Source organism: Paraburkholderia sp. HC6.4b (genome assembly GCF_014200875.1).
In the GTDB taxonomy this organism is placed as follows: domain Bacteria; phylum Pseudomonadota; class Gammaproteobacteria; order Burkholderiales; family Burkholderiaceae; genus Paraburkholderia; species Paraburkholderia tuberum.
The window spans coordinates 213413-234379 of sequence record NZ_JACHDC010000014.1; the positions used below are offsets into that span (position 1 = coordinate 213413).

The 20967-nt window shown below is 63.4% G+C and carries 21 protein-coding genes; 14 read left to right on the plus strand and 7 right to left on the minus strand.

Going from position 1 to position 20967, the window contains the following annotated elements:
• Positions 1-452 precede the first annotated feature (452 nt).
• The 9 genes from HDG34_RS21925 (at position 453) to HDG34_RS21965 (ending at position 7732) form a co-directional block, all read left to right on the plus strand.
• Positions 453-1199 (plus strand): DMT family transporter, encoded by a 747-nt coding sequence (locus HDG34_RS21925; protein WP_184062142.1) that lies wholly within the window; start codon positions 453-455, stop codon positions 1197-1199.
• Between the two features lie 206 nt (positions 1200-1405).
• On the plus strand, positions 1406-1756 hold the full coding sequence (locus HDG34_RS21930) for a YqhA family protein (RefSeq protein ID WP_184062143.1): 351 nt from the start codon (positions 1406-1408) through the stop codon (positions 1754-1756).
• 51 nt (positions 1757-1807) lie between these two features.
• Positions 1808-3331 (plus strand): fumarate hydratase, encoded by a 1524-nt coding sequence (locus HDG34_RS21935; protein WP_184062144.1) that lies wholly within the window; start codon positions 1808-1810, stop codon positions 3329-3331.
• Positions 3332-3533: 202 nt separating this feature from the next.
• Entirely contained in the window at positions 3534-4013 is a 480-nt protein-coding gene (bfr, locus tag HDG34_RS21940; RefSeq protein WP_184062145.1) for a bacterioferritin, read from the plus strand.
• 164 nt (positions 4014-4177) lie between these two features.
• Entirely contained in the window at positions 4178-5065 is an 888-nt protein-coding gene (gene murI / locus HDG34_RS21945; protein WP_184062146.1) for a glutamate racemase, read from the plus strand.
• A gap of 149 nt (positions 5066-5214) precedes the next feature.
• Positions 5215-5469: a bacterioferritin-associated ferredoxin gene (locus HDG34_RS21950; protein ID WP_090803857.1), complete on the plus strand. Its 255-nt coding sequence runs from the start codon at positions 5215-5217 to the stop codon at positions 5467-5469.
• A 329-nt stretch (positions 5470-5798) separates the two neighbouring features.
• Entirely contained in the window at positions 5799-6536 is a 738-nt protein-coding gene (locus tag HDG34_RS21955; protein WP_184062147.1) for an energy transducer TonB, read from the plus strand.
• A 28-nt stretch (positions 6537-6564) separates the two neighbouring features.
• Complete coding sequence (locus HDG34_RS21960) at positions 6565-7296, plus strand: MotA/TolQ/ExbB proton channel family protein (protein WP_184044393.1); 732 nt, start codon at positions 6565-6567, stop codon at positions 7294-7296.
• Between the two features lie 16 nt (positions 7297-7312).
• Positions 7313-7732: a biopolymer transporter ExbD gene (locus HDG34_RS21965; protein WP_184062148.1), complete on the plus strand. Its 420-nt coding sequence runs from the start codon at positions 7313-7315 to the stop codon at positions 7730-7732.
• A 434-nt stretch (positions 7733-8166) separates the two neighbouring features.
• On the opposite strand, the gene HDG34_RS21970 is transcribed toward HDG34_RS21965, so the two are convergent.
• Entirely contained in the window at positions 8167-9177 is a 1011-nt protein-coding gene (locus HDG34_RS21970; protein WP_184062149.1) for a LysR family transcriptional regulator, read from the minus strand.
• A gap of 121 nt (positions 9178-9298) precedes the next feature.
• Between HDG34_RS21970 and HDG34_RS21975 the strand changes: the two genes are divergently transcribed.
• From HDG34_RS21975 to hemP, 4 genes are all read left to right on the plus strand, one after another.
• The gene (locus HDG34_RS21975) at positions 9299-10177 is read left to right on the plus strand and encodes a pirin family protein (RefSeq protein ID WP_090803851.1); all 879 of its coding nucleotides are present in this window, start codon (positions 9299-9301) and stop codon (positions 10175-10177) included.
• Positions 10178-10381: 204 nt separating this feature from the next.
• Positions 10382-10780 carry an OsmC family protein gene (locus tag HDG34_RS21980; protein ID WP_184044399.1) on the plus strand — a complete coding sequence of 133 codons (399 nt, stop codon included), beginning with the start codon at positions 10382-10384 and terminating at the stop codon, positions 10778-10780.
• Positions 10781-10865: 85 nt separating this feature from the next.
• On the plus strand, positions 10866-11348 hold the full coding sequence (locus HDG34_RS21985) for an SRPBCC family protein (RefSeq protein ID WP_090803848.1): 483 nt from the start codon (positions 10866-10868) through the stop codon (positions 11346-11348).
• Positions 11349-11533: 185 nt separating this feature from the next.
• A complete protein-coding gene (hemP, locus tag HDG34_RS21990) occupies positions 11534-11794 on the plus strand; it encodes a hemin uptake protein HemP (RefSeq protein WP_184062150.1) in 261 nt (86 codons plus the stop codon).
• Between the two features lie 281 nt (positions 11795-12075).
• Here the strand turns inward: hemP and HDG34_RS21995 are convergent, their stop codons facing one another.
• From HDG34_RS21995 to uvrB, 5 genes are all read right to left on the minus strand, one after another.
• Positions 12076-13485, minus strand: a complete 1410-nt coding sequence (locus tag HDG34_RS21995) for a 4Fe-4S binding protein (RefSeq protein ID WP_184062151.1) — start codon at positions 13483-13485, stop codon at positions 12076-12078.
• Entirely contained in the window at positions 13482-14327 is an 846-nt protein-coding gene (locus tag HDG34_RS22000; RefSeq protein ID WP_184062152.1) for an FTR1 family protein, read from the minus strand. The genes HDG34_RS21995 and HDG34_RS22000 overlap by 4 nt, the downstream gene beginning before the upstream one ends.
• Positions 14328-14435: 108 nt before the next feature.
• Positions 14436-14768 (minus strand): cupredoxin domain-containing protein, encoded by a 333-nt coding sequence (locus HDG34_RS22005; protein ID WP_184062153.1) that lies wholly within the window; start codon positions 14766-14768, stop codon positions 14436-14438.
• Between the two features lie 112 nt (positions 14769-14880).
• On the minus strand, positions 14881-15429 hold the full coding sequence (locus HDG34_RS22010; RefSeq protein WP_184032585.1) for an iron transporter: 549 nt from the start codon (positions 15427-15429) through the stop codon (positions 14881-14883).
• 340 nt (positions 15430-15769) lie between these two features.
• On the minus strand, positions 15770-17863 hold the full coding sequence (gene uvrB / locus HDG34_RS22015; RefSeq protein ID WP_184062154.1) for an excinuclease ABC subunit UvrB: 2094 nt from the start codon (positions 17861-17863) through the stop codon (positions 15770-15772).
• Between the two features lie 510 nt (positions 17864-18373).
• Between uvrB and HDG34_RS22020 the strand changes: the two genes are divergently transcribed.
• Positions 18374-19573 (plus strand): amino acid aminotransferase, encoded by a 1200-nt coding sequence (locus HDG34_RS22020; protein ID WP_184062155.1) that lies wholly within the window; start codon positions 18374-18376, stop codon positions 19571-19573.
• Positions 19574-19728: 155 nt separating this feature from the next.
• Here HDG34_RS22020 and HDG34_RS22025 read toward each other — a convergent pair whose 3' ends face one another.
• A complete protein-coding gene (locus HDG34_RS22025) occupies positions 19729-20961 on the minus strand; it encodes a patatin-like phospholipase family protein (RefSeq protein ID WP_184062156.1) in 1233 nt (410 codons plus the stop codon).
• Positions 20962-20967 lie beyond the last annotated feature (6 nt).

Below are 20967 nucleotides of genomic sequence, written 5' to 3' on the forward strand. Positions count from 1 at the left end.
GAAACGTAAAACCTGTACCGGCGCGCGTCGGGCGCGCGGGCCTTATCCCGTGCGAGCCGCCACGAGCGGCGCTGTCTCCCACCTCGCGATACCGTCAAACGCGCGTGCGTGCGGCATCGCAACATCCGTGCATGCGGGCGCCCTGCGCGATCCTATTCCGCGTCAAGGCTTAACCATAAGCGCTGCAACTTACCGGCCACTTACGCGCATCGTATTGATCTGCAAGCGAAAACCCTTAGATCGCGCCAGCCATCGACGCAGTTACGCGTTGATCAGACGAGATGCGCGCGAAAAAGATCGCCCGGTCTACAGAGCCTTCTACGCTCACTCGCAGCACATTGCATACCGCTGATGCGAACTCGACGCACCGCCAGCGCGCCCGCTTTCGCACCCTTACGCTCTCTCGCACGGCCTTTTACAATGCTAACTGAACTAGCCGTCCGGATTCCAGCTTGAATCGCTACGCCCTGCTTCTCATTACCTCGATGCTGCTGGTCGGCAGCAACGTCGGAATCGGTAAATCGATCGTCGCCTTCGTCCCCGTCCCGCTGTTCGCGCTGCTGCGTTTCGTAATCGCGATGGCCGTGCTTTGGCCGCTGTTGCGCGCGACCAAACTGCGCCGCGTCAAACGCGATGAATGGATCAACCTGTTTTTGCAGGCGCTATTCGGCACCTTCGGTTTCACGCTGCTGATGCTCAACGGCGTCGCGCGTACCAGCGCGGTCGCGGCCGGCGTGATCACGAGCACGATTCCGGCGGTCGTCGCGCTGCTGTCGTGGCTGATCATGAAGGAGCGGCCCGATGGCCGCGCGCTCGCGTCGATCGCGCTGGCGATCGTCGGCGTCGTCGTCATCAATGTCGCGCACGTCCAGGCGGGCGCGGATGCGACGGCCGGCACCGGCTCGCTCGCGCATTTCGACTATCGCGCGGTGCCGTCGAGCGTCTGGATGCTGGTCTTGTGGTACGGGCTGTCGGCCAGCATCTTCTCGTTCTGGCTGTGGATGAAAGGCATCCGTCACGTGCCGGGCAGTCTTGCCGGCGTGTTCAGCGCGGTGCTGCCGGTCGCCGCGGCGCTCTACGGCATCGAGTTCCTCGGCGAGCGGCCCACGCTCGCGCACGGCATCGCGCTTGCCTGCGTGGTCGCCGGTATCGGCCTCGCGAGCCTGAAGGCGCGCAGCGTGCCGCCGATCGCATCGTAATTCCGGTGTGGCGGGCGCTGCCCGCCGCAAAGCAGCAGATTCGACCGACGCTGTACAATGGCGCGCCTGACGCGAGTCTCGCGCCCCTTCGGTGGCCGCGCCCCGCACCGCCGTCGGCGCCTGGCCCCCTGTTCCGTCACCTGCGCTTCATCTGACCGTTGCCTATGTCCGCTTCGCGACCCGCCTCCGCCCGTCCGCGCCGCCCCATGCGCGCGCTGCCCCACCTCGTTTTCATGAGCCGCTGGCTGCAGGTGCCGCTGTACCTCGGGCTGATGCTGATCATGGTGATCATCGGCGGCTATGAAACGTTCGTATCGCGCCTCGGCCTCGACGGTCATCCGGACGAACCGGAATGGCTCGATCACGTGAACGCCGGCGTGCTGAAAGTGAAGCTGTCGATGGCGCTGATCAGCATCTCGTCGATCCATCTGCTGAAGACCTTCATCAGCCCCGACCAGAACACCACGCACACGCACCCCAAACATTTCGAAGGACCCGCGGCCTTGCACGCCGTGGGTGGCACCAGAATTTCCACTCCCATGAAGGCGCAAGACTGACCGCACCGTGCTGCGATCCGACAACAAGCGCCACTCCCCACTGAGCTAGCCATGACCGTCATCAAACAGGAAGACCTGATTCAGAGCATCGCTGATTCGCTGCAGTACATCAGCTACTACCATCCGCTCGACTACATCGAAGCGCTCGGCCGCGCGTACGAACTCGAACAGAGCCCCGCAGCGAAGGACGCGATCGCGCAGATCCTGACCAACAGCCGCATGTGCGCCGAAGGCAAGCGCCCGATCTGCCAGGACACCGGCATCGTCACGGTGTTCGTGAAGGTCGGTATGGACGTGCGTTGGGACGGCGCCACGATGAGCGTCACCGACATGATCAACGAAGGCGTGCGCCGCGGTTATCTGAATCCGGACAACGTGCTGCGCGCATCGATCGTGAGCCCGCCCGAAGGCGCGCGCAAGAACACCAGGGACAACACGCCGGCCGTGATCCACTACGAGATCGTGCCGGGTAACACCGTCGACGTGCAGGTCGCGGCCAAGGGTGGCGGCTCGGAGAACAAGTCGAAGTTCGCGATGCTGAACCCGTCGGACTCGATCGTGGACTGGATCCTGAAGACGGTGCCGACGATGGGCGCGGGCTGGTGCCCGCCGGGCATGCTCGGCATCGGCATCGGCGGCACCGCTGAGAAAGCGATGGTGATGGCGAAGGAATCGCTGATGGACCCGATCGACATTCAGGACGTGATCGCGCGCGGCCCGAAGGACTGGATCGAAGAACTGCGCGTCGAGCTGCACGAGAAGGTCAACGCACTCGGTATCGGCGCGCAGGGCCTCGGCGGTCTGTCCACTGTTCTCGACGTGAAGATCATGGCCGCGCCGACGCACGCCGCATCCAAGCCGATCGCGATTATCCCGAACTGCGCGGCGACCCGCCACGCGCACTTCACGCTCGACGGTTCGGGCATCGCCAGGCTCGAAGCGCCGTCGCTCGACGCATGGCCGAAGGTGCACTGGGAACCGAACACGGAAACCAGCAAGCGCGTCGACCTCAACACGCTGACGCCGGAAGAAGTGGCGGGCTGGAAGCCGGGCCAGACACTGCTGCTGTCGGGCAAGATGTTGACGGGCCGCGACGCCGCGCACAAGCGCATCGCCGACATGCTCGCGAAGGGCGAGAAGCTGCCGGTCGATTTCACGAACCGCGTGATCTACTACGTCGGCCCGGTCGATCCGGTGCGCGACGAAGCGGTCGGCCCGGCGGGCCCGACCACTGCGACGCGGATGGACAAATTCACCGAGACGATGCTCGCGCAAACGGGCCTCATTTCGATGATCGGCAAGGCTGAGCGCGGCCCGATCGCGATCGAGGCGATCAAGAAGCACAAGGCCGCGTATCTGATGGCCGTCGGCGGTGCGGCGTACCTCGTGTCGAAGGCGATCCGCAGCGCGAAGGTGCTCGCGTTCGAAGAACTCGGCATGGAAGCGATCTACGAGTTCGACGTGCAGGACATGCCGGTCACGGTCGCCGTCGATTCGAACGGCACCTCCGTGCACCAGACCGGCCCGAAGGAATGGCAAGCCAAGATCGGCAAGATTCCGGTCGCCACGGCTTGATGAGTCGCGATTAACGCTACTCAGGTCAGTCGAAAAGCCGGGGCCGCGATCCCGGCTTTTTCTTTCCGTGCGTCATGCATGCGCAAGGCGCCGCACGCACGAGGCCGCCAACGCCGCCAACAGTTGTATCGGATCTCTTGGCTTTTTTGGACATGGCGTTTATTGTTGTTGGAAATTCAAGGTTCCCGAAAAAGGAAATAACATGCAAGGCGACAAGAAGGTCATCGAATATCTGAACGCGCAGTTGAAGAACGAACTGACCGCGATCAATCAATACTTCCTGCATGCCCGAATGTACGGCCACTGGGGCCTCGACAAGCTCGGCAAGCACGAGTACGACGAGTCGATCGGCGAAATGAAGCATGCCGACATGCTGATCGAACGGATCTTCATGCTCGACGGTCTGCCGAATCTACAGGACCTGCACAAGCTGCTGATCGGTGAGGAAACCAAAGAGATCCTCGAATGCGATCTGAAGCTCGAACAGATTTCGCAAGGCACCTGCAAGGAGGCGATTGCCTACTGCGAATCGGTGCGCGATTTCGTCTCGCGCGAAATCTTCACGAAGATTCTCGACGACACCGAAGAGCACATCGACTGGCTCGAAACCCAGCTCGATCTGATCGACAAGGTCGGTATCCAGAACTACCAGCAAAGCGCGATGGGCTCGGTCGAGTCCTGATCGAAGCACGCTGAAGCATCCCGCGCGGTAGCGGCACGACGCCTGCCCAGCAGGCATTCGCGCCGGACCGTACCGCACGGGCGATATACTTGCGCGCTCGTTCGCGCCTCACCGTGGTTTCACCCTTTTCGCCGACCGCCACTTCACGCTCGTTTTTTTCGCCTATGCCCGCCCCTTCGCCGTCCCCGACTGTCCGCAGTGTTGCCGCTGGCGCCGCGTCGCAGGCGCCGATCGGCATTTTCGACTCGGGGCTCGGCGGCCTGTCCGTGTTGCGCGCGGTGCGCGCGCAACTGCCTGACGAGGCGTTGCTGTATGTCGCCGATTCGCTATACGCGCCCTACGGCGAGCGCGACGACGACTTCATCACCGACCGCACGCTGGCCATCGGCGAATGGCTCGCCGCACAAGGCGCGAAGGCGCTCGTGGTCGCATGTAATACGGCGACCGCGCAGTCGATCGCGCTGGTGCGCGAAAAGCTGCCGATTCCACTCGTCGGCGTCGAGCCGGGTGTCAAGCCCGCCGCGCTGCAATCGAAAAGCCGCGTCGCCGGCGTGCTCGCGACCCAGGCGACACTGCGCAGCGCCCGCTTCCAGGGGCTGCTCGAACGCTACGCCGCCGACTGCCGCTTTCTGTGCCAGCCCGGCCACGGGCTCGTGCAGGCGGTCGAGCGTTGCGACGTCGGCTCGGCCGAGCTGCACGCACTGCTGCGCAGCTACCTGGAACCGATGCTCGACGCGGGCGCCGACACGCTGGTGCTCGGCTGCACCCATTACCCCTTTCTCGACGCGGCGATCCGCGACATCGTCGGCGAGCGGCTCGCGCTGATCGATACGAGCGTGGCGATCGCGCGTCAGCTAGAACGCGTGCTCGAGCAGCACGGCCTGCGCGCCGCCGCGTCGGCCGGGGGCACGCCGCTGCCGCGCTTCTATTCCACCGACGACGGCATCCATCAGCAGCAACTCGCCGCCACGCTGCTGCGGATCGAGGCCGCGGTCGAGCAGGTATCGATACCGTCGGGCCGCACGGCCGCATCGGATTCTCGCGCCGCCTAGCGCCGGCAACCGGCGCGCGCCCCGCCCTTCCTGCCGACGAAATCCATTCTAAGAGTCTGGTTTTGTTACAAAAAATCGCACGGGACGCTTGCCAAACGAAACAAACAAAATGATAATAATTCGCATTAACGTTAGCTATGACGCCTGCCATGATCGTCTGTGTCTGCAAATCCGTATCCGACCGCACAATCCGCTCCTCGATTGCGGACGGCATCGACTCGTTCGACGAGTTGCAGTTTGAACTCGGCGTCGCCTCGTGCTGCGGCAAATGCGAGGAATCCGTGCGTGACGTGATGCTGCAAAGCGGTGTGTGCGCGAGCCGTTGCGGCGTGGTCGAGCATCGGCAGGTGCAGAGCGTCGCCGAGGTCGTGCAAGTCGCGTTCTACGAGCGCAAGGCAGCCTGAGCTCAGCTAGCAGGGCCCGGTGCAAGCCGTGTCGGTGCGTCTAAAGCCCCTCCGCTTCACGCACGCTTTATGTAACGCTCCGATGCGACGTTGAATGTGCCGCACGTCTGCAACACAACCGCAGTACTGTCCACCGTACTGCGTTATCCCACCGCCGTCAGCAAGCCAGTACTCGTACCAGCCAGCTACCCCGCTCCCCCTTCGAAAGGAGTTCGAGATGGAATTGCTGATTGGTTTCGTGACTACTTTGTTCATTTCGCTGCTGATTTTCCGAACATGACGATGCCCTGTTTGACGCGCCGCCCGCACGGTGCACTGCCACACTGACCATGCAGGCTCCGCATCCCGTTTCCGCCAGCGCCACGCTGGCGTCGTCCACCCGACCGAATTCCCGCGCGCTGACGGCCACTGCCATAGTCGCCGCGGTTCACGTCGCTCTGCTCGCCGTGATCATGACGCTGCGTCACGAGCCTGTGCCGGTCGCGCTCGAATCGCACGTGATGACCGCCGAACTGCTGCCGCCCGCGCCGCTCGCCGCGCCGGTCGCGCTGCAATCGATCGCTCCGCCGCCGCCCCGGCCAACGCCGCCCGTCCATACGACGCCGAAAGCCCAGCCGAAGCCGGCTCCGACGCCCAAGCCGACGCCAACTCCGTTGCCACAGGCCGCTGCGCCATCGCCGACGCGGGTCGCGGCGCCCGATCCGACGCCGCCCGCGCCCGCCGCGCCGGCGACACCGCCCACCGCGGCAGCGCCCGCGATCGGCAAGCCCACGATGGAAATCAGCGCGCCGAAAAACGTGTCGCACCTCGATTGCAATATCACCCAGCCTGAATACCCGGCTCTATCGCGGCGCCGCGGCGAATCCGGCACCGCGTACGTGCACTTCGTCGTCGGTCTGAACGGCAAGCTCGAGAACATCGAGTTGAAGAAAAGCAGCGGCTTTAGCCGTCTCGACGACGCGGCCTTGGCCGCCGTACGCGCGAGCGCCTGCAAGCCGTATCTCGAGAACGGCGAACCCGTCAGGGCCGCGTACACCCAGCCTTTCAACTTCAATCTGACCGACTGAAGCAAGATTTCAAAAACAAGGAATTGCAATGCAAAACTACGGATTGGCACACGTGTGGGCGCAAGGGGATTTCGTGACGCGCGGTATCGCGCTCGCGCTATTGATCATGTCGGTGATGTCGTGGAGCGTGATCGTCGTCAAAGGCTGGAACGTGATGCGCCTGAAGCGCCTGACGAAGAACGCCGAGCAGGCGTTCTGGCATTCGGACGACCTCGCCGACGGCGTGAAGAAGCTCGGCGGCGGCGCCTCGACGCCGCATGACAACCCGTTCCTCGCGCTCGCGCTGTCGGGCCAGGAAGCGGCCGACCATCATCACCAGACGCAGCCGCATCTGCACGACCGCATGGACGTGTCCGACTGGATCACGCGCTGCCTGAAAGACACGATGGACGAAAGCGTCGCGCGCATGCAGAGCGGTCTCGCGATTCTTGCGTCGATCGGCAGCACCGCGCCGTTCGTCGGCCTGTTCGGGACCGTGTGGGGCATCTATCACGCGCTGCTCGCGATCGGCGCGAGCGGCCAGTCGTCGATTGACCAGGTCGCCGGCCCGGTCGGCGAAGCGCTGATCATGACCGCGTTTGGTCTGTTCGTCGCGATTCCGGCCGTGCTCGGCTACAACGCGCTGACGCGCGCCAACAAGGCGATCGTCGCGAAATTGAGCCGCTTCGCGCACGGGCTGCATGCGTTCTTCGTAACGGGTGCCCGTCTGTCGTCGACCAAGCGCGGCGACGGCCTGCGTCTCGCAACCCGCGCCAACTGATCGACGAGGCATCCCAATGGCAATGAGCCCTTTCGCCGGAGACGATGACGACGGCCTGATGAACGAGATCAACATGACGCCGCTCGTCGACGTGATGCTGGTTCTGCTGATCGTCTTCATGGTGACGATTCCGGTGATCCGTCACGCGGTCAAGATCGATCTGCCGCACGCGAGCAGTCAGAGGGAAGACACGAAGCCCGCGCACGTGACGGTGTCGATCGACGCGGACGGCAACGTGCTGTGGGACAGCACCAAGGTCGACGATGCGGCGCTCGCCGCGAAGATCGCCGCGGCCGCGCAGGCGAGCCCGCAGCCGGAGTTGCATCTCGATGCGGACCGCAAGGTGCCGTACGAGAAGGTCGCTCAGGTGATGTCGGCCGCGCAGGCTGGCGGACTGACGAAGATCGGTTTCGTCACGCAGCCCAAAGCGAAGTAAACGGTAACGTGGCACGCGGAGCGGCAAGCGGAGCAGCGCGCTCGTCTACGGGAAAACCCTTTTAAACAGGGCCAAAAAGTAAAAGGCCTTCATCGTCGGATGAAGGCCTTTTTTTGTGCGCACTCGGCGCCTTCGGGCGGCGGGATCATTTGCCATCGGCCGAAGACTGATAGCTTTTATCACCGCATGCGAGGGCCGTGGTCGACACGGACAACGCGGTCAGCCCTATCAGGCCCGCTATGATAGCGGCCATGAGTTTTCGCATAGGACACTCCTTAGCGAAAGGGATTTCACTATATGCCTGTGTGCGCGCGCATTCAAGCAAACGACCATTGAAAGTAATCATGACAGGCCGCGCTTAAATGCTAAAAACGATTTCCGAAGCGCGCTAGCGACCCGCGGCGCACCGTGCCCCCTCAAGTTGCCACAGAGCCTCATGAAACCGCCGCCGACGCAGCGGAGGACGCCCTCGCCACCGATGCCTGCGCCGCCGCTTTTTCGGCGCGCTCAGGACACTCGCCGATGATGTGCTTGCCCTCATCCGGATCGAGCATCTCGACAAGATAATCGACGAACGCGCGCACGGCCGGCACCATCCCCTGACGCGACACGAACACCGCGTACAACTGCGGCGTCGGAAAACTCCAGCCCGGCATCACGGGCGACAGTTGCCCCGCTCTCAACGCGGCTCCATACATCATCTCCGGCAATGCGGCGATGCCGACGCCGGCGAGCACCGCCTCGCGAATCGTCATCAGATCGGCGGTCACGAGGCGCGGCTCGTGTTCGTGAGCATGGCGCGTGCCGTCGGGCGAGATCAGGTTGTACACGTGGCGGCCGTCGCTCGTCGGCACGTCGAGTGTTTCGAAGCGGTTCAGGTCGCCCGGCGTCAGCGGCGGCGCATTCTGCTGCAGCAGGCTCGGCGCGCCGACCAGCATCTGCTCGGTGCGCCACAGCGGCCGCACGACGATGTTCGCGTTTTCCGGCGGATCCGAACGCACGCGCAGTGCGACGTCGATCGAATCCTCGAACAGATCGACCACGCGATTCGTCACGCGCATCACGACGCGCACCTCCGGAAAGCGGTGCATGAATTCCGGCAGGATCGTCGACAGAATCGTCTGCGAGATCGTAACCGGCACGCTGACGCGCACCGTGCCGCGCGGCGACGAGCGCAGCTGCTGCACGACATTGACCGCCGCCTGCGCTTCGCTGAGCATCGCCTGACAGTGCTGGTAGAACAGCTGCCCCGCTTCGGTCAGTGCGAGCTTGCGAGTGGAACGCTGCAACAGGCGCACGCCGAGCGACGCTTCCAGCTCCGTGAGCCGACGCGACAGGCGCGACTTCGAAATGCCCAGCACCCGCTCGGCGGCCGAAAATCCGCCATGTTCGACGACCTGCGAAAAGTACATGAGGTCGTTCAGATTGTGTGAATCGATCTTCATCTCATCGTTCCATGAATAGAACAATCCATTGCTGAGGGACGTCTGGCACCGCCAAAAACGGTCCCTATAATAGCCCCATGTTTCAGAAATCGCGCTATTCCCATTTTTCGAGGTGATATTGATGACTACGTCACGCACGATCGAACGCACGTTCCCGTCGGTTCGCACAGTGGAGGGCGGCGGGTTTATCGTTCATCGACCGTTTCCGACGCGTCTGCTGATGGACTTCGATCCGTTCCTGCTGCTCGACGAAATGGGGCCGGTCGACTATGCGCCAGGCGAGGCGATCGGCGCGCCCGATCATCCGCATCGCGGCTTCGAGACGGTCACCTATGTGCTCGAGGGCCAGTTCGGCCACAAGGATTCGGCGGGCCATTCCGGCACGCTGCACGCCGGTGACGTGCAATGGATGACCGCGGGCGCGGGCGTCGTGCATAGCGAAATGCCGGACCCGGAATTCACGCGCACCGGCGGTCGCGTGCACGGCCTGCAGCTATGGGTGAACCTGCCGCGTCGCGACAAGATGATCGCGCCGCGCTACCAGGAAATTCCGTCGACACGCATTCCGGCCGCGACGTCCGAAGACGGCCAGGTGCGCGTGAAGGTCATCGCGGGCGAAGCGCTCGGCGTCAAGGCCGCGATCGAAACGCGCACGCCGATCCTGTATCAGCATTTCTCGTTGCAGCCGGGCGCGACGATCCGCCAGCCGGTACCGGCCGACTATCGCGTGTTCGCGTATGGGCTGTCCGGCAAGGGCGTGTATGGCGAAGGCGACGCGCGCGCGGACATCGACGCGCGCACGATGGTGGTGTTCGCCAACGACGGCGACGCGGTGACCATCACGGCCGGCGACGAACCACTCGAAGTACTGCTGCTCGGCGGTGTGCCGCTGAAGGAGCCGGTGGTGCGCTATGGCCCGTTCGTGATGAATACCGAAGACGAGATTCGTCAGGCGGTGATCGACTATCAGGCCGGGCGGATGGGCGCGATCACGCACTGACAGGCGAGCGCGTGCCGCGCGTTTGTCACGCCTGTCGGCGCGAGGCGAAGCTTGCCACCAGCCACGCGCGCCGCCAAATCATCCGCCACGGGCCGCGAACGCCGCTAAATTCGTTCACAATATCGGCTCATGTCGCGCGGCCCGCGTTGATTTCGACAGTCCGCGGCGCGCGACGCTATTAGATCCCTAGCAGAGGAGCCGCGCATGGCAGAGCCCACCGTCACCGCCCACATCGGTTCGACGAATTTCCAGGTCGTATTCGATGACGGCAAGCACACCTGGCTTGCCGACGAACCCGAATCGCTAGGCGGCGGCGACCGCGGCCCGACGCCGGTCTCGCTGCTGCTGTCGAGCCTCGGCGCTTGTACGTCGATCACGCTAAAGATGTACGCGCAGCGCAAAGGCTGGCCGCTCGCGGGCGTACGCGTCAAACTGTCGATGGAAACCGGCGACGCAGGCTCGACGATCGACCGTCAGATCATGCTCGATGGCGAACTCTCCGGCGAGCAGCGGGAACGGCTTTTGCAAATTGCCAATGCGTGCCCGGTGCACAAGATCCTCACGCACACGATCTCGATCCGCTCCGCGCTCGCGGTCGCTTAACAGTCGCAGCAAACGCGCATAGGACGGTCGGACGCCGTCCGTTCGGGTCACGGGTATTGCAATATTTTCATAGGACGCAGTCGTCTTGAATTTCGAACACCTTATTCAGATCAACGATCCGTTGAATCCCTTCGTCGAATCGATGACCCGCGAGCAGCTGTGGGAAGGGCTCGTGCTGCGCGCCGAGCAGCCGCAACTGTTCGTGATCGGTCTCGACAGCTGCACGATCCTGTCGCGCGACGGCAATGTGCTCGAGCGTGAGTTGCACTACGGCCAGGCCACCGTGCGCGATCGCGTCACGCTGCAGGAAAGCGAAAGCGTGCGCTACGACATCCTGCCGACCGCCGAGCACGTCGGCGGCTCACTGACGATGACGATCGAGCAGCCCGATGAGCTGCAGTTGTTCCTACGCTTCGAGTACGCGACCACGCTGCCCGTCTCGACCGACCAGGACGCCGTGCAGACGCAGGAGATCGTCAAGTCCGCGTATCGCGAGAACGATATCGATACGGTGCGGCTGATCCGCCAGTACGTCGCGGCCGGGCAGGAACCGGGACCGTTGCACTGACATACCGCGCGGGCGCCCTGCCCGCGCTTTCGCGGGGCCATGTCAGAATGGCTTCCAGAATCGCCATCTAGACGCACTTTCATCCAGCTATCAAAAAGTCGGATCCGATCAATTTCTCGATCTTGTAAATAGGAATGGTTATCATTTAGAATGATCACATCGAATCGACGAACAAGCTAAAACGAATGACCGATATGACTCGCTCCTCCACGCTCAGCCTGCGCCGCTCGGCGGCCGCGCTAACCAGCCGCCCGAAATCGTCGACGACGGCCGTGCCCGCGGCGAAACCCGGCGCGCAACGCACCGCCGGCCAGAGCGAGACGTCGGAACGGGTCGTGCGCAGCGACGCGCTGCTGCAAGGCCATAGTCACATCAGCATCGTGCACAACGGCGACACGTATCAACTGCGTGCGACGCGCCTCGGCAAGCTGATCCTGACGAAGTAGCAAGGCAACACGAGGTAAGTACCGGGTATTGTGGGGACCACCTCCCAGAGAGGTGTTAGGCATTAGCCAGCCACGACGGTTTGCACGCGAGAACTAGACCCCTTCGTGCAGACACCAAGCCAGCCGTCGCAGCAAGCCAGGCCGCTTTTTTGGTTCTCGCTCGAAAGCCGATGCGCGCAACGGCGTACATCGCTGAAAATGATAAAGCCGTGGGATGTGACCATCCCACGGCTTTTCGTTTGCGCTTGCGCCTGCGTTCGCACCGGACACAGGCTAAAGACTTACTTCGAGGCCCAGCCCCAGAACATCAGCCACCACGCGCTATTGACGACCGCCAGCGCCGCGACGAACCACAGCATCGCCAGCGCGCGTTGCACGAAGCGCTCGCTGTAGCGGCGCGTGACGAGCCACGCGAGCCATGCGCTCCACGCGCTCGCAATCACGAGAATTGCGATGCGCAGATCCGACGCCCACCACAGCGACACGTGCTCGGCGCGCAGCAGCGACAGCGTCGTCGCCGACAAACCAAGGAATACGCCCGCGCCCGCGATCGGAATCAGCCCCTGCGTCAAGTGATGCAGACGCGTTGCGTCGAAGCGCCCGAGCATGCGCGTCGCGCCCGTCAGCAACAGCAGCAGCACGGTGCCGTAGACAAGCGCCGTCGACAGGATGTAGCCGATCAGCAGCGAGCCGTCGAGCCACGAGAACACGTCGTTCTGGTCGGGGTAATGCGTGAACAGGAACCACGGCGCGTTGGTGTCGAGCGGCCACGTGATGTCGCGATCGACGAGCCACGTCGCGGCGAACATCTTCAGGTCGATGAACCAGCGCGACGCGGTCCAGTGGAACGCGCCGATCGCGATGCCGAGCAGGCCGTACAGGATCAGCGCGGTGTCCCACGGGTTCGCGTTCTTGTCGCCCAACTGCGCGACTTCGGTCGACGGCTTGCGCCACGTCAGCGCGATCGCATCGCGGTGTCCGCTGCAGCGGCCGCACATATGGCAGTCCGCCGCGCCTTTCATGTTGCGCAACGGCACGAGCGGCGCGCAGTTGATCGGAATCACGCGATGCCCATGCTCGCCGTTCTTATACGAGCGGCGCCACGCGTCTTCGTCGACCTTGTAGTGAAACGGCGCGAGCCGTGACAGAAGCGAAAAAACCCCGTTGACCGGGCACAGGTATTTGCACCAGACGCGCTTCTCGCGTCCGTATAGCAGACCGATCACGATTGCCGCGAAGGTCGAGCCGCCGAGCACCAGCAACACCGCTTTCGGATACTGGTAGACGCTCACCATCTGCCCGTAGATCGTCGTGATGCCGAACGCGACGAACGGCCAGCCGCCCCAGCGCATCCAATGCGGAATCGCGCGGCCGCGGCCGAATTTGCTCGCGAATTCGGCGAGCGCGCCCTCCGGACACAGCACGCCGCACCAGACGCGGCCGAGCATCACCATCGACAGCAACACGAACGGCCACCAGATGCCCCAGAACACGAACTGCGCGGCGAGCGTCAGGTTGTTCCACAGATGCGCGGTGTCGTCCGGCAGCGGCATCAGCGCGGGCACGACGATCAGGAACACATACACCGCGACCACGACCCACTGGATGCCGCGAATCACCGCGCCGTGGCGCTGCATCCACTGGCCGGCCGCCGCGAGGCGGCCCGGCCGGGAAGCCATCACGGCGCTCATGCCGCGCGCCCTACCGTCTGCTGCGCGGGCTTGCGACTGGCGCGGCGCACGAGCAGATAAACGACCGCCCAATACACGGCATAGGCGAGCAGATTCATCAGCGCCGGATGCGCGCGGTAGCCGGTCAGCGTCGCGACGAGCGAACCGAAGGTGCTCGAGTCATCGAGAATCGCCGACGAATTCCACAGCTGGTCGACGAGCGTCGGCAGGATTTCCTTGTCGATCAGCTTGTCGACGCCGGTCTGGAACAGCCCCGCGCCGAGGAACAGCAGCATGATTTCGGTGACGCGAAAAAAGAGCCGCCATGAGATGATCTTGCCGCCGAGCTGCAACACGTAGAAGGTCAGGAACGCAAGCGCGAGACCGATCACGACAGCGAGCATCTGACTGCCGCCGACATGACCCGACTGGCCAAAGCCGAGGCCGTACAGGAAGATCACGGTTTCGCTGCCTTCGCGCGCGATCGCCAGTGCGACCAGCAGCGCCACGCCCCACCAGTTCGAATCGCGCTGGCTCTTTTGCAGCGACTGTTCCATGTCGCGCTTCAGCGTGCGGCCGTGCTGCTTCATCCACAGCACCATCTGCACGATCAGCACGCAGGCGATGAGCACCATCGCGGTCTGGAAGTAATCCTGCGCGTCACCGGAGAGCACCTCGGTGAAGCCGACCAGCGCCGCGCCGAGCGCCACCGCCGCGATCACGCCGGCCGCCACGCCGCCCCACAGGTACGGCAAGCCGCGGCGGGCGTCGTCGTCGCCATTTTTCAACCACGCGTACAGGATGCCGACGACCAGCAGCGCCTCGACGCTCTCCCGCCACACGACGAACAGAATCTGACCCATTCAAGCTCTCCCTTCGATCCTTCTACTGCCCGCTTCCGTTGCCTCGCGCGACCGACAGCGCCCGCTTGCCGTGGCGAGTTCGCGTTCGCATTCGATCGAGACCACTGCTTACTTCGCGACGATCACGCCCTGCGCCTGCTGGTGAAAGTCGTCGAAAAACTTGTATTCGCCCGGCTCCAGCGGAGCGATCACGACGAACGAATCGGCGCCCGGCGCCAGAACCTTCTCTTTACGCAACTGCACGCTTTCGAATTCGGCCGCGCCCTTGCCGGTGTTGCGTACTTCGATCTTGATACGCTGGCCTGCCGGCACTTCGATGCGGGCCGGGTTCAGTTTGCCGTCGTTCATTTCGAGCTTGAAGGTCGGCAGGTCGGCTGCATGAGCCGTGGCCGCCAGGCAAAACGCGGCGGCAAGCATCGCGATCTTTCGGTTGATTCTCATTGCCCTTTCCGGAAAACGCGACGCGCCAATGCCAGATATGACTCCGACTGTCCGCGCGCCGTCTGCTGCATTCACTGATACGTTGAGCGACCGCGTTGGCACCGCGCGCCGATCAGTAACCGCCCTTCTTGCCGATGCCAGCGAAGGTGAAGTCGTATTCGAGCGTGATTGGCTTGAACCACGGACCCACGCCGGTTTCCTTGTCGACGTGACGGCCGAACGCCATGTGGCCCATTTGCATCGGCGGTTCGACGATCAGCTTCAGGTGATACTTGCCCGGGCCTTGCAGCTTGACGTTGTCGCCGTAGTGCGGACCATCGTTCGCGACCATCGGCATCAGGTCGCCCTTCAACGGCTGGTTCGAGCCGGCCTTCGTCAGTTCGTAGTGCACCTGCAGATACGGCATCCAGTCGCCTTCGGCGAAACCGGTCGGATTGTTCTTGACCGCGTGGATGTCGGACTCGAGGTGAATGTCCGAATCCGACGCCTTGCGCATCATGCCTTCGGGTTCCATCGTGACCGGCTGCAGGTAGACCGCGCCGATTTCCATGCCGCCCTGGATCTGCTGTTTGCCGATCGGATATTCGGCGGCCGAGGCCGACAGCGCCGCGACAGCAGCTACCGCTGCCGCGCCACCGCGCACAAAGGAAGAAATCCGCATTGAAGCTCCTTGTTTCTATCAGACTGGAATCGATTTCATTGAAACACTGCGGCCGCAAGTCAGATGTAAATTTAAATGCGAACCATTCTCAATATTGGGGCGAGTTTATCATCGATCGTTGACGAGAACAAACCTGTCAGCACACTCTGCCTGATGTCAGCAGGGTCTTAAGGCTCGCTTAAGAAACCTTCGTGCGGCGGGGAAACAGGGACGGAATTCGTCACGGCCAAGTTGGCTGCGCCGACGGCTGCAGCGGGAGCTAAAGCGCCGGCCGATGTGAACAGGCGCGGCGAATGGCCGCGCCCTTTCGTGGTGGACAAAAGCGGTGGAGGGACGCTAGCTATTCGACGCCCGACACGTGGTCGCCGACGTTCGCGCCGAACACGCGCTGACGCAGCAGCGCTAGCTGGTCGCGGGTCTGCGCGGCCTTCTCGAATTCGAGATTCTTCGCGTGCTCCATCATCTGCTTTTCGAGGCGCTTGAGCTCCTTGGCGAGCTGCTTCTCGGACATGTCCTCGAACTTCGCGCGAGTCTGCTGCTCCTTCAACTCGGCACGCGCTTCGTCGATGTTGTACACGCCATCGATGATGTCGCGAATCCGTTTCACGACGCCGCGCGGCGTAATGCCGTGCGCGGCGTTGAACGCGATCTGCTTCGTACGGCGCCGCTCGGTTTCGTCGATCGCGCGACGCATCGAATCCGTGATGTTGTCTCCGTACAGAATCGCCTTGCCGTTCACGTTACGCGCCGCCCGGCCGATGGTCTGGATCAGCGAACGCTCGGCGCGCAGGAAGCCTTCCTTGTCCGCGTCGAGAATCGCGACGAGCGACACCTCGGGAATATCGAGCCCCTCGCGCAGCAGGTTGATCCCGACCAGCACGTCGAACGCGCCGAGACGCAGATCGCGGATGATCTCGACGCGCTCGACCGTGTCGATGTCGCTGTGCAGATAGCGCACCTTGATGCCGTGGTCGGCCAGGAACTCGGTGAGCTGCTCGGCCATCCGCTTGGTCAGCGTCGTGACCAGCACGCGGTCGCCGGCCTTGATGCGCTCGTTGATCTCGCCAAGCACGTCGTCGACCTGGCTGCGCGCCGGCCGCACCTCGATTTCAGGGTCGACGAGGCCGGTCGGACGCACAAGCTGTTCGGCGACCTGCCCCGCGGTCCTCTTCTCGTAATCGGCGGGCGTCGCCGACACGAACACGACCTGGCGCATCTTGCGCTCGAACTCGTTGAACTTGAGCGGCCGGTTGTCGAGCGCCGACGGCAGCCGGAAGCCGTAGTCGACGAGGTTTTCCTTGCGCGCGCGGTCGCCGTTGTACATGCCGTTCAGCTGGCCAATCAGCACGTGCGATTCGTCGAGCATCATGATCGCGTCGGGCGGCAGGTAATCGACGAGCGTCGGCGGCGGCTCGCCCGGCGCCGCGCCCGAGAAGTGCCGCGAATAGTTCTCGATGCCCTTGCAGAAACCGAGCTCCTGCAGCATTTCGAGGTCAAAACGGGTGCGCTGCTCGAGGCGCTGCGCCTCGACGAGCTTGCCTTGGCTATAGAAGAATTCGAGGCGCTCGCGCAGCTCGGCCTTGATCGTTTCGACGGCGCGCAGCACGGTATCGCGCGGCGTCACGTAGTGCGACGACGGATACACGGTAAAGCGCGGAATTTTCTGTCGCACGCGGCCGGTGAGCGGATCGAATAGCTGCAGTGTTTCGATTTCGTCGTCGAACAGCTCGACGCGCACCGCCATCTCGGCGTGCTCGGCCGGGAAGATATCGATCGTGTCGCCGCGCACGCGGAACGAGCCGCGCTGGAAGTCGGCTTCGTTGCGGCTGTACTGCATCGCGATCAGCCGCGCGATGACGTCGCGCTGGCCGAGCCGGTCGCCGGTGCGCAGCGTCAGGATCATCTTGTGGTATTCGGACGGATTGCCGATACCGTAAATCGCCGACACCGTCGCGACGATCACCACGTCGCGCCGCTCCATCAGGCTCTTGGTCGCCGACAGCCGCATCTGCTCGATATGCTCGTTGATCGACGAGTCTTTCTCGATGAACAGATCGCGCTGCGGCACATACGCTTCCGGCTGGTAGTAGTCGTAGTACGAAACGAAGTACTCGACCGCGTTGCGCGGAAAGAACTCGCGGAACTCCGAATACAGCTGCGCGGCGAGCGTCTTGTTCGGCGCGAACACGATCGCCGGGCGGCCGAGCCGCGCGATCGTGTTGGCCATCGTGAAAGTCTTGCCGGAGCCGGTCACGCCGAGCAGCGTCTGGAACGCGAGACCGTCGCCGACGCCTTCGACGAGCGTGTCGATGGCCGTGGGCTGGTCGCCGGCGGGCGGATACGGCTGGTAGAGCTTGAACGGTGAACCTTCGAACGCGATGAATTTTGATTCGTCGAGCGTATCGTCGGCTTCAGTCAGATGGTGTTCGGACATGAGGGGCGGCACCGGGCCTTGGGCAAAGAATCATTCTAACGGGTTGCGGAAAGCGAAGATCGAGCGGGCTTACGTAGGGCGGCCCTGGGCGCCGGTGTGTTATGGCCCTTTGCGGACTTGCGTGCCCTGACGGGGTTTACCGCGAACTCCCATGCCGGGCTGTGTCCTCCACGCCACGCGTCATCGTGGCGCAGTCAGCGCCAATGGACAGCGCACCTCGGCCTGTTCGCGCCGTCGACATCGCCACGCCCGCTCGAATTCCTTACTGCCACATGGCTCTCCAGTGCCTGTTTTTCAAGCAAATAATCGCCTTTTGCCCGTCTGGTCGTCCGAAAAAAGCGCCCGGATTCGTTACAATGCGAAGTTGCGCTCGCTCGCCGCTGTCCATAGGCCGTCCCCGATTTTCGCGTTTCGTCGAACTCACGCCCACCCGCGAAACGCCGCCGACGCCCCAGATGGAGCCGCTCGCGCGCGAAGCCGCCCTCTTTTCACTACTGCTGCCCACCCATCATGTCTCTGTTCTCCGCCGTCGAACTTGCTCCCCGCGACCCGATTCTGGGCCTGAACGAAGCTTTCAACGCCGATACGCGCGCCACCAAGGTCAACCTCGGCGTTGGCGTGTACTTCAATGAAGAAGGCAAGATTCCGCTGCTGCGCGCCGTGCGCGAGGCGGAAAAGGCTCGCGTCGAAGCCGCGCTGCCGCGTGGCTATCTGCCGATCGAAGGTATCGCCGCTTACGATGCCGCCGTGCAAAAGCTGCTGCTCGGCAACGACTCGCCGCTGATCGCGGCCGGCCGCGTCGTCACGGCGCAGGCGCTGGGCGGCACGGGCGCGCTGAAGATCGGCGCGGACTTCCTGAAGCGCGTGAATCCGAATAGCAAGGTCGCGATCAGCGATCCGAGCTGGGAAAATCACCGCGCGCTGTTCGAAGGCGCGGGCTTCGTCGTCGAATCGTATCCGTACTATGACGCGCAGACGCACGGCGTGAACTTCGACGGCATGTTGAGCGCGCTGAACAGCTATGAGGCGGGCACGATCGTCGTGCTGCACGCGTGCTGCCATAACCCGACCGGCGTCGACCTGAGCGTCGAGCAGTGGAAGCAGGTCGTCGAGGTCGTCAAGGCGCGCAACCTCGTGCCGTTCCTCGATATCGCCTACCAGGGCTTCGGCGACAACATCGAAGCGGACGCGGCAGCCGTGCGTCTGTTCGCGGCGCAGGAACTGAACGTGTTCGTGTCTTCGTCGTTCTCGAAGTCGTTCTCGCTGTACGGCGAGCGCGTCGGCGCACTGTCGATCATCACCGCGAGCAAGGAAGAAGCGGTGCGCGTGCTGTCGCAACTGAAACGCGTGATCCGCACCAACTACTCGAACCCGCCGACGCACGGCGGCTCGGTAGTCGCGGCCGTGCTCGCATCGCCGGAACTGCGCGCGACGTGGGAAAGCGAACTGGGCGAAATGCGCGAGCGCATCCGCGCGATGCGCAATGGTCTCGTCGAGCGTCTGAAGGCAAGCGGCGTTGATCGTGACTTCGGCTTCGTGAACGCACAGCGCGGCATGTTCTCGTACTCGGGTCTGACGGCACCGCAAGTGGACCGTCTGCGCGAAGAGTTCGGTATCTATGCGGTCAGCACGGGCCGCATCTGCGTGGCTGCGCTCAATACGCGCAACCTCGACGTCGTCGCCACCGCGATTGCTCACGTGCTGAAGTAAGGCGATTCACAGCGCGGAGGTTTGCCGTGCAAGTGCAGCAGGTTCGCCGCTGCCACCGCCTGTAAAGACGGCGCCCTTTTCTGAAAGGGCGCCGTTTTTTTATTTTCTGACGGTTCGGCCTTGGTTGGCGCAGCGTCGGGGCTCTCCGCGAGGAATCAGCGCGAATCCCGATGAATATCGTGCGTGACGAACCCGGCATCGTTTTCCGGCATATCGAGCCAGTCGGGCTGCTCGAGAGAACGGAGAATATCTTCGAGACCGCTTCGCCAATGCTCGCGCATCGTCGACAGACCGAATTGAAAGTCCTTGTAGTGTCCTTCGTATTCCTTGTGCCGGTAGATCAGGTGAATCACGTTGTAGCGCTTTGAACACGACAGATCTTCGGCCAGCTTGCACCACGGATCGTCGCGCTGGTCTTCTGGCACACGGTCCAGCACCTCGCGCAGTACGTGGCGGAAACGCTGCGAGCGCTGCAGCATGTCGGTCACGAGACGCGTACGGCTCGAATACTGGATGTCTTTCATGCGCCCCTGCACGTCGGTGATGTTGTCCGGCACCGGCCCGATCGCACTCCATAGGTCGACCTGAAACGCGAGCGTGTCGCGACGCGGCGTGGACTGGAGCATCTCGTAGAGCGGCGTATTCGACATCAGGCCGCCGTCCCAGTAGAACTGACCGTCGATCTCGACGGCCGCGAAGCCCGGCGGCAACGCGCCAGACGCTATGAAATGCTCGGGCCTGAGCGTGGTGTGGGTATTGTCGAAGTACGCGAAATTGCCCGTGCCGCAATTCACCGCGCCCACCGATACGCGTATTTCGCCGGAATTAATCCGGTCGAAATCACACAGCGACTCGAGCGTGGCCTTCAGCGGCGTGGTGTCGTAGTAGCTCGCCAATTGCGGCGGACCGGACACCGTGGGCAACGGCGGTGGGAAACGCGGCACGAAAAAGCCCTTTTGCCCTTCGACGATCGCGCTCATTGCCTGCGCTGCCGTAAATGCCTTGCGCACCGCTTCGCTCGAATTGAACAGCAGGTGTTCGATCGGAGCCGGCAAGGGCGCCCCGAACGCCGGCTGGCAGATCGTCTCCCAGAATTGCAGCAGACGCTCGACGCGTCGTTCCGGTGGATTGCCCGCAATGATCGCCGTATTCAGTGCACCGATCGAGATGCCCGCGATCCAGTTCGGTTCGATGCCGGCTTCGTAAAGTCCCTGAAAGACGCCGGCCTGATAGGCGCCGAGCGCGCCGCCGCCTTGCAGCATCAGCGCGACGGTTTCGTAGTTGGGCAACCGGAGATGCCGGAGCGGGCGGGCGGCGACCGACGGCCCCGCGCCCTCCCCGTCGCCCGACACGCCCACCCGTGCCCGCTTCAGATTGCGTTGCGCCATGGGCCG

Excerpts from the sequence above, each read along its gene's own strand:
- HDG34_RS21930 (WP_184062143.1), top strand. The coding sequence starts at position 1,406 with ATGCGCGCGCTGCCCCACCTCGTTTTCATGAGCCGCTGGCTGCAGGTG.
- HDG34_RS21935 (WP_184062144.1), top strand. The coding sequence starts at position 1,808 with ATGACCGTCATCAAACAGGAAGACCTGATTCAGAGCATCGCTGATTCG.
- bfr (WP_184062145.1), top strand. The coding sequence starts at position 3,534 with ATGCAAGGCGACAAGAAGGTCATCGAATATCTGAACGCGCAGTTGAAG.
- murI (WP_184062146.1), top strand. The coding sequence starts at position 4,178 with ATGCCCGCCCCTTCGCCGTCCCCGACTGTCCGCAGTGTTGCCGCTGGC.
- HDG34_RS21950 (WP_090803857.1), top strand. The coding sequence starts at position 5,215 with ATGATCGTCTGTGTCTGCAAATCCGTATCCGACCGCACAATCCGCTCC.
- HDG34_RS21955 (WP_184062147.1), top strand. The coding sequence starts at position 5,799 with ATGCAGGCTCCGCATCCCGTTTCCGCCAGCGCCACGCTGGCGTCGTCC.
- HDG34_RS21960 (WP_184044393.1), top strand. The coding sequence starts at position 6,565 with ATGCAAAACTACGGATTGGCACACGTGTGGGCGCAAGGGGATTTCGTG.
- HDG34_RS21965 (WP_184062148.1), top strand. The coding sequence starts at position 7,313 with ATGGCAATGAGCCCTTTCGCCGGAGACGATGACGACGGCCTGATGAAC.
- HDG34_RS21970 (WP_184062149.1), bottom strand. The coding sequence starts at position 9,177 with ATGAAGATCGATTCACACAATCTGAACGACCTCATGTACTTTTCGCAG.
- HDG34_RS21975 (WP_090803851.1), top strand. The coding sequence starts at position 9,299 with ATGACTACGTCACGCACGATCGAACGCACGTTCCCGTCGGTTCGCACA.
- HDG34_RS21980 (WP_184044399.1), top strand. The coding sequence starts at position 10,382 with ATGGCAGAGCCCACCGTCACCGCCCACATCGGTTCGACGAATTTCCAG.
- hemP (WP_184062150.1), top strand. The coding sequence starts at position 11,534 with ATGACCGATATGACTCGCTCCTCCACGCTCAGCCTGCGCCGCTCGGCG.
- HDG34_RS21995 (WP_184062151.1), bottom strand. The coding sequence starts at position 13,485 with ATGAGCGCCGTGATGGCTTCCCGGCCGGGCCGCCTCGCGGCGGCCGGC.
- HDG34_RS22000 (WP_184062152.1), bottom strand. The coding sequence starts at position 14,327 with ATGGGTCAGATTCTGTTCGTCGTGTGGCGGGAGAGCGTCGAGGCGCTG.
- HDG34_RS22005 (WP_184062153.1), bottom strand. The coding sequence starts at position 14,768 with ATGAGAATCAACCGAAAGATCGCGATGCTTGCCGCCGCGTTTTGCCTG.
- HDG34_RS22010 (WP_184032585.1), bottom strand. The coding sequence starts at position 15,429 with ATGCGGATTTCTTCCTTTGTGCGCGGTGGCGCGGCAGCGGTAGCTGCT.
- uvrB (WP_184062154.1), bottom strand. The coding sequence starts at position 17,863 with ATGTCCGAACACCATCTGACTGAAGCCGACGATACGCTCGACGAATCA.
- HDG34_RS22020 (WP_184062155.1), top strand. The coding sequence starts at position 18,374 with ATGTCTCTGTTCTCCGCCGTCGAACTTGCTCCCCGCGACCCGATTCTG.
- HDG34_RS22025 (WP_184062156.1), bottom strand. The coding sequence starts at position 20,961 with ATGGCGCAACGCAATCTGAAGCGGGCACGGGTGGGCGTGTCGGGCGAC.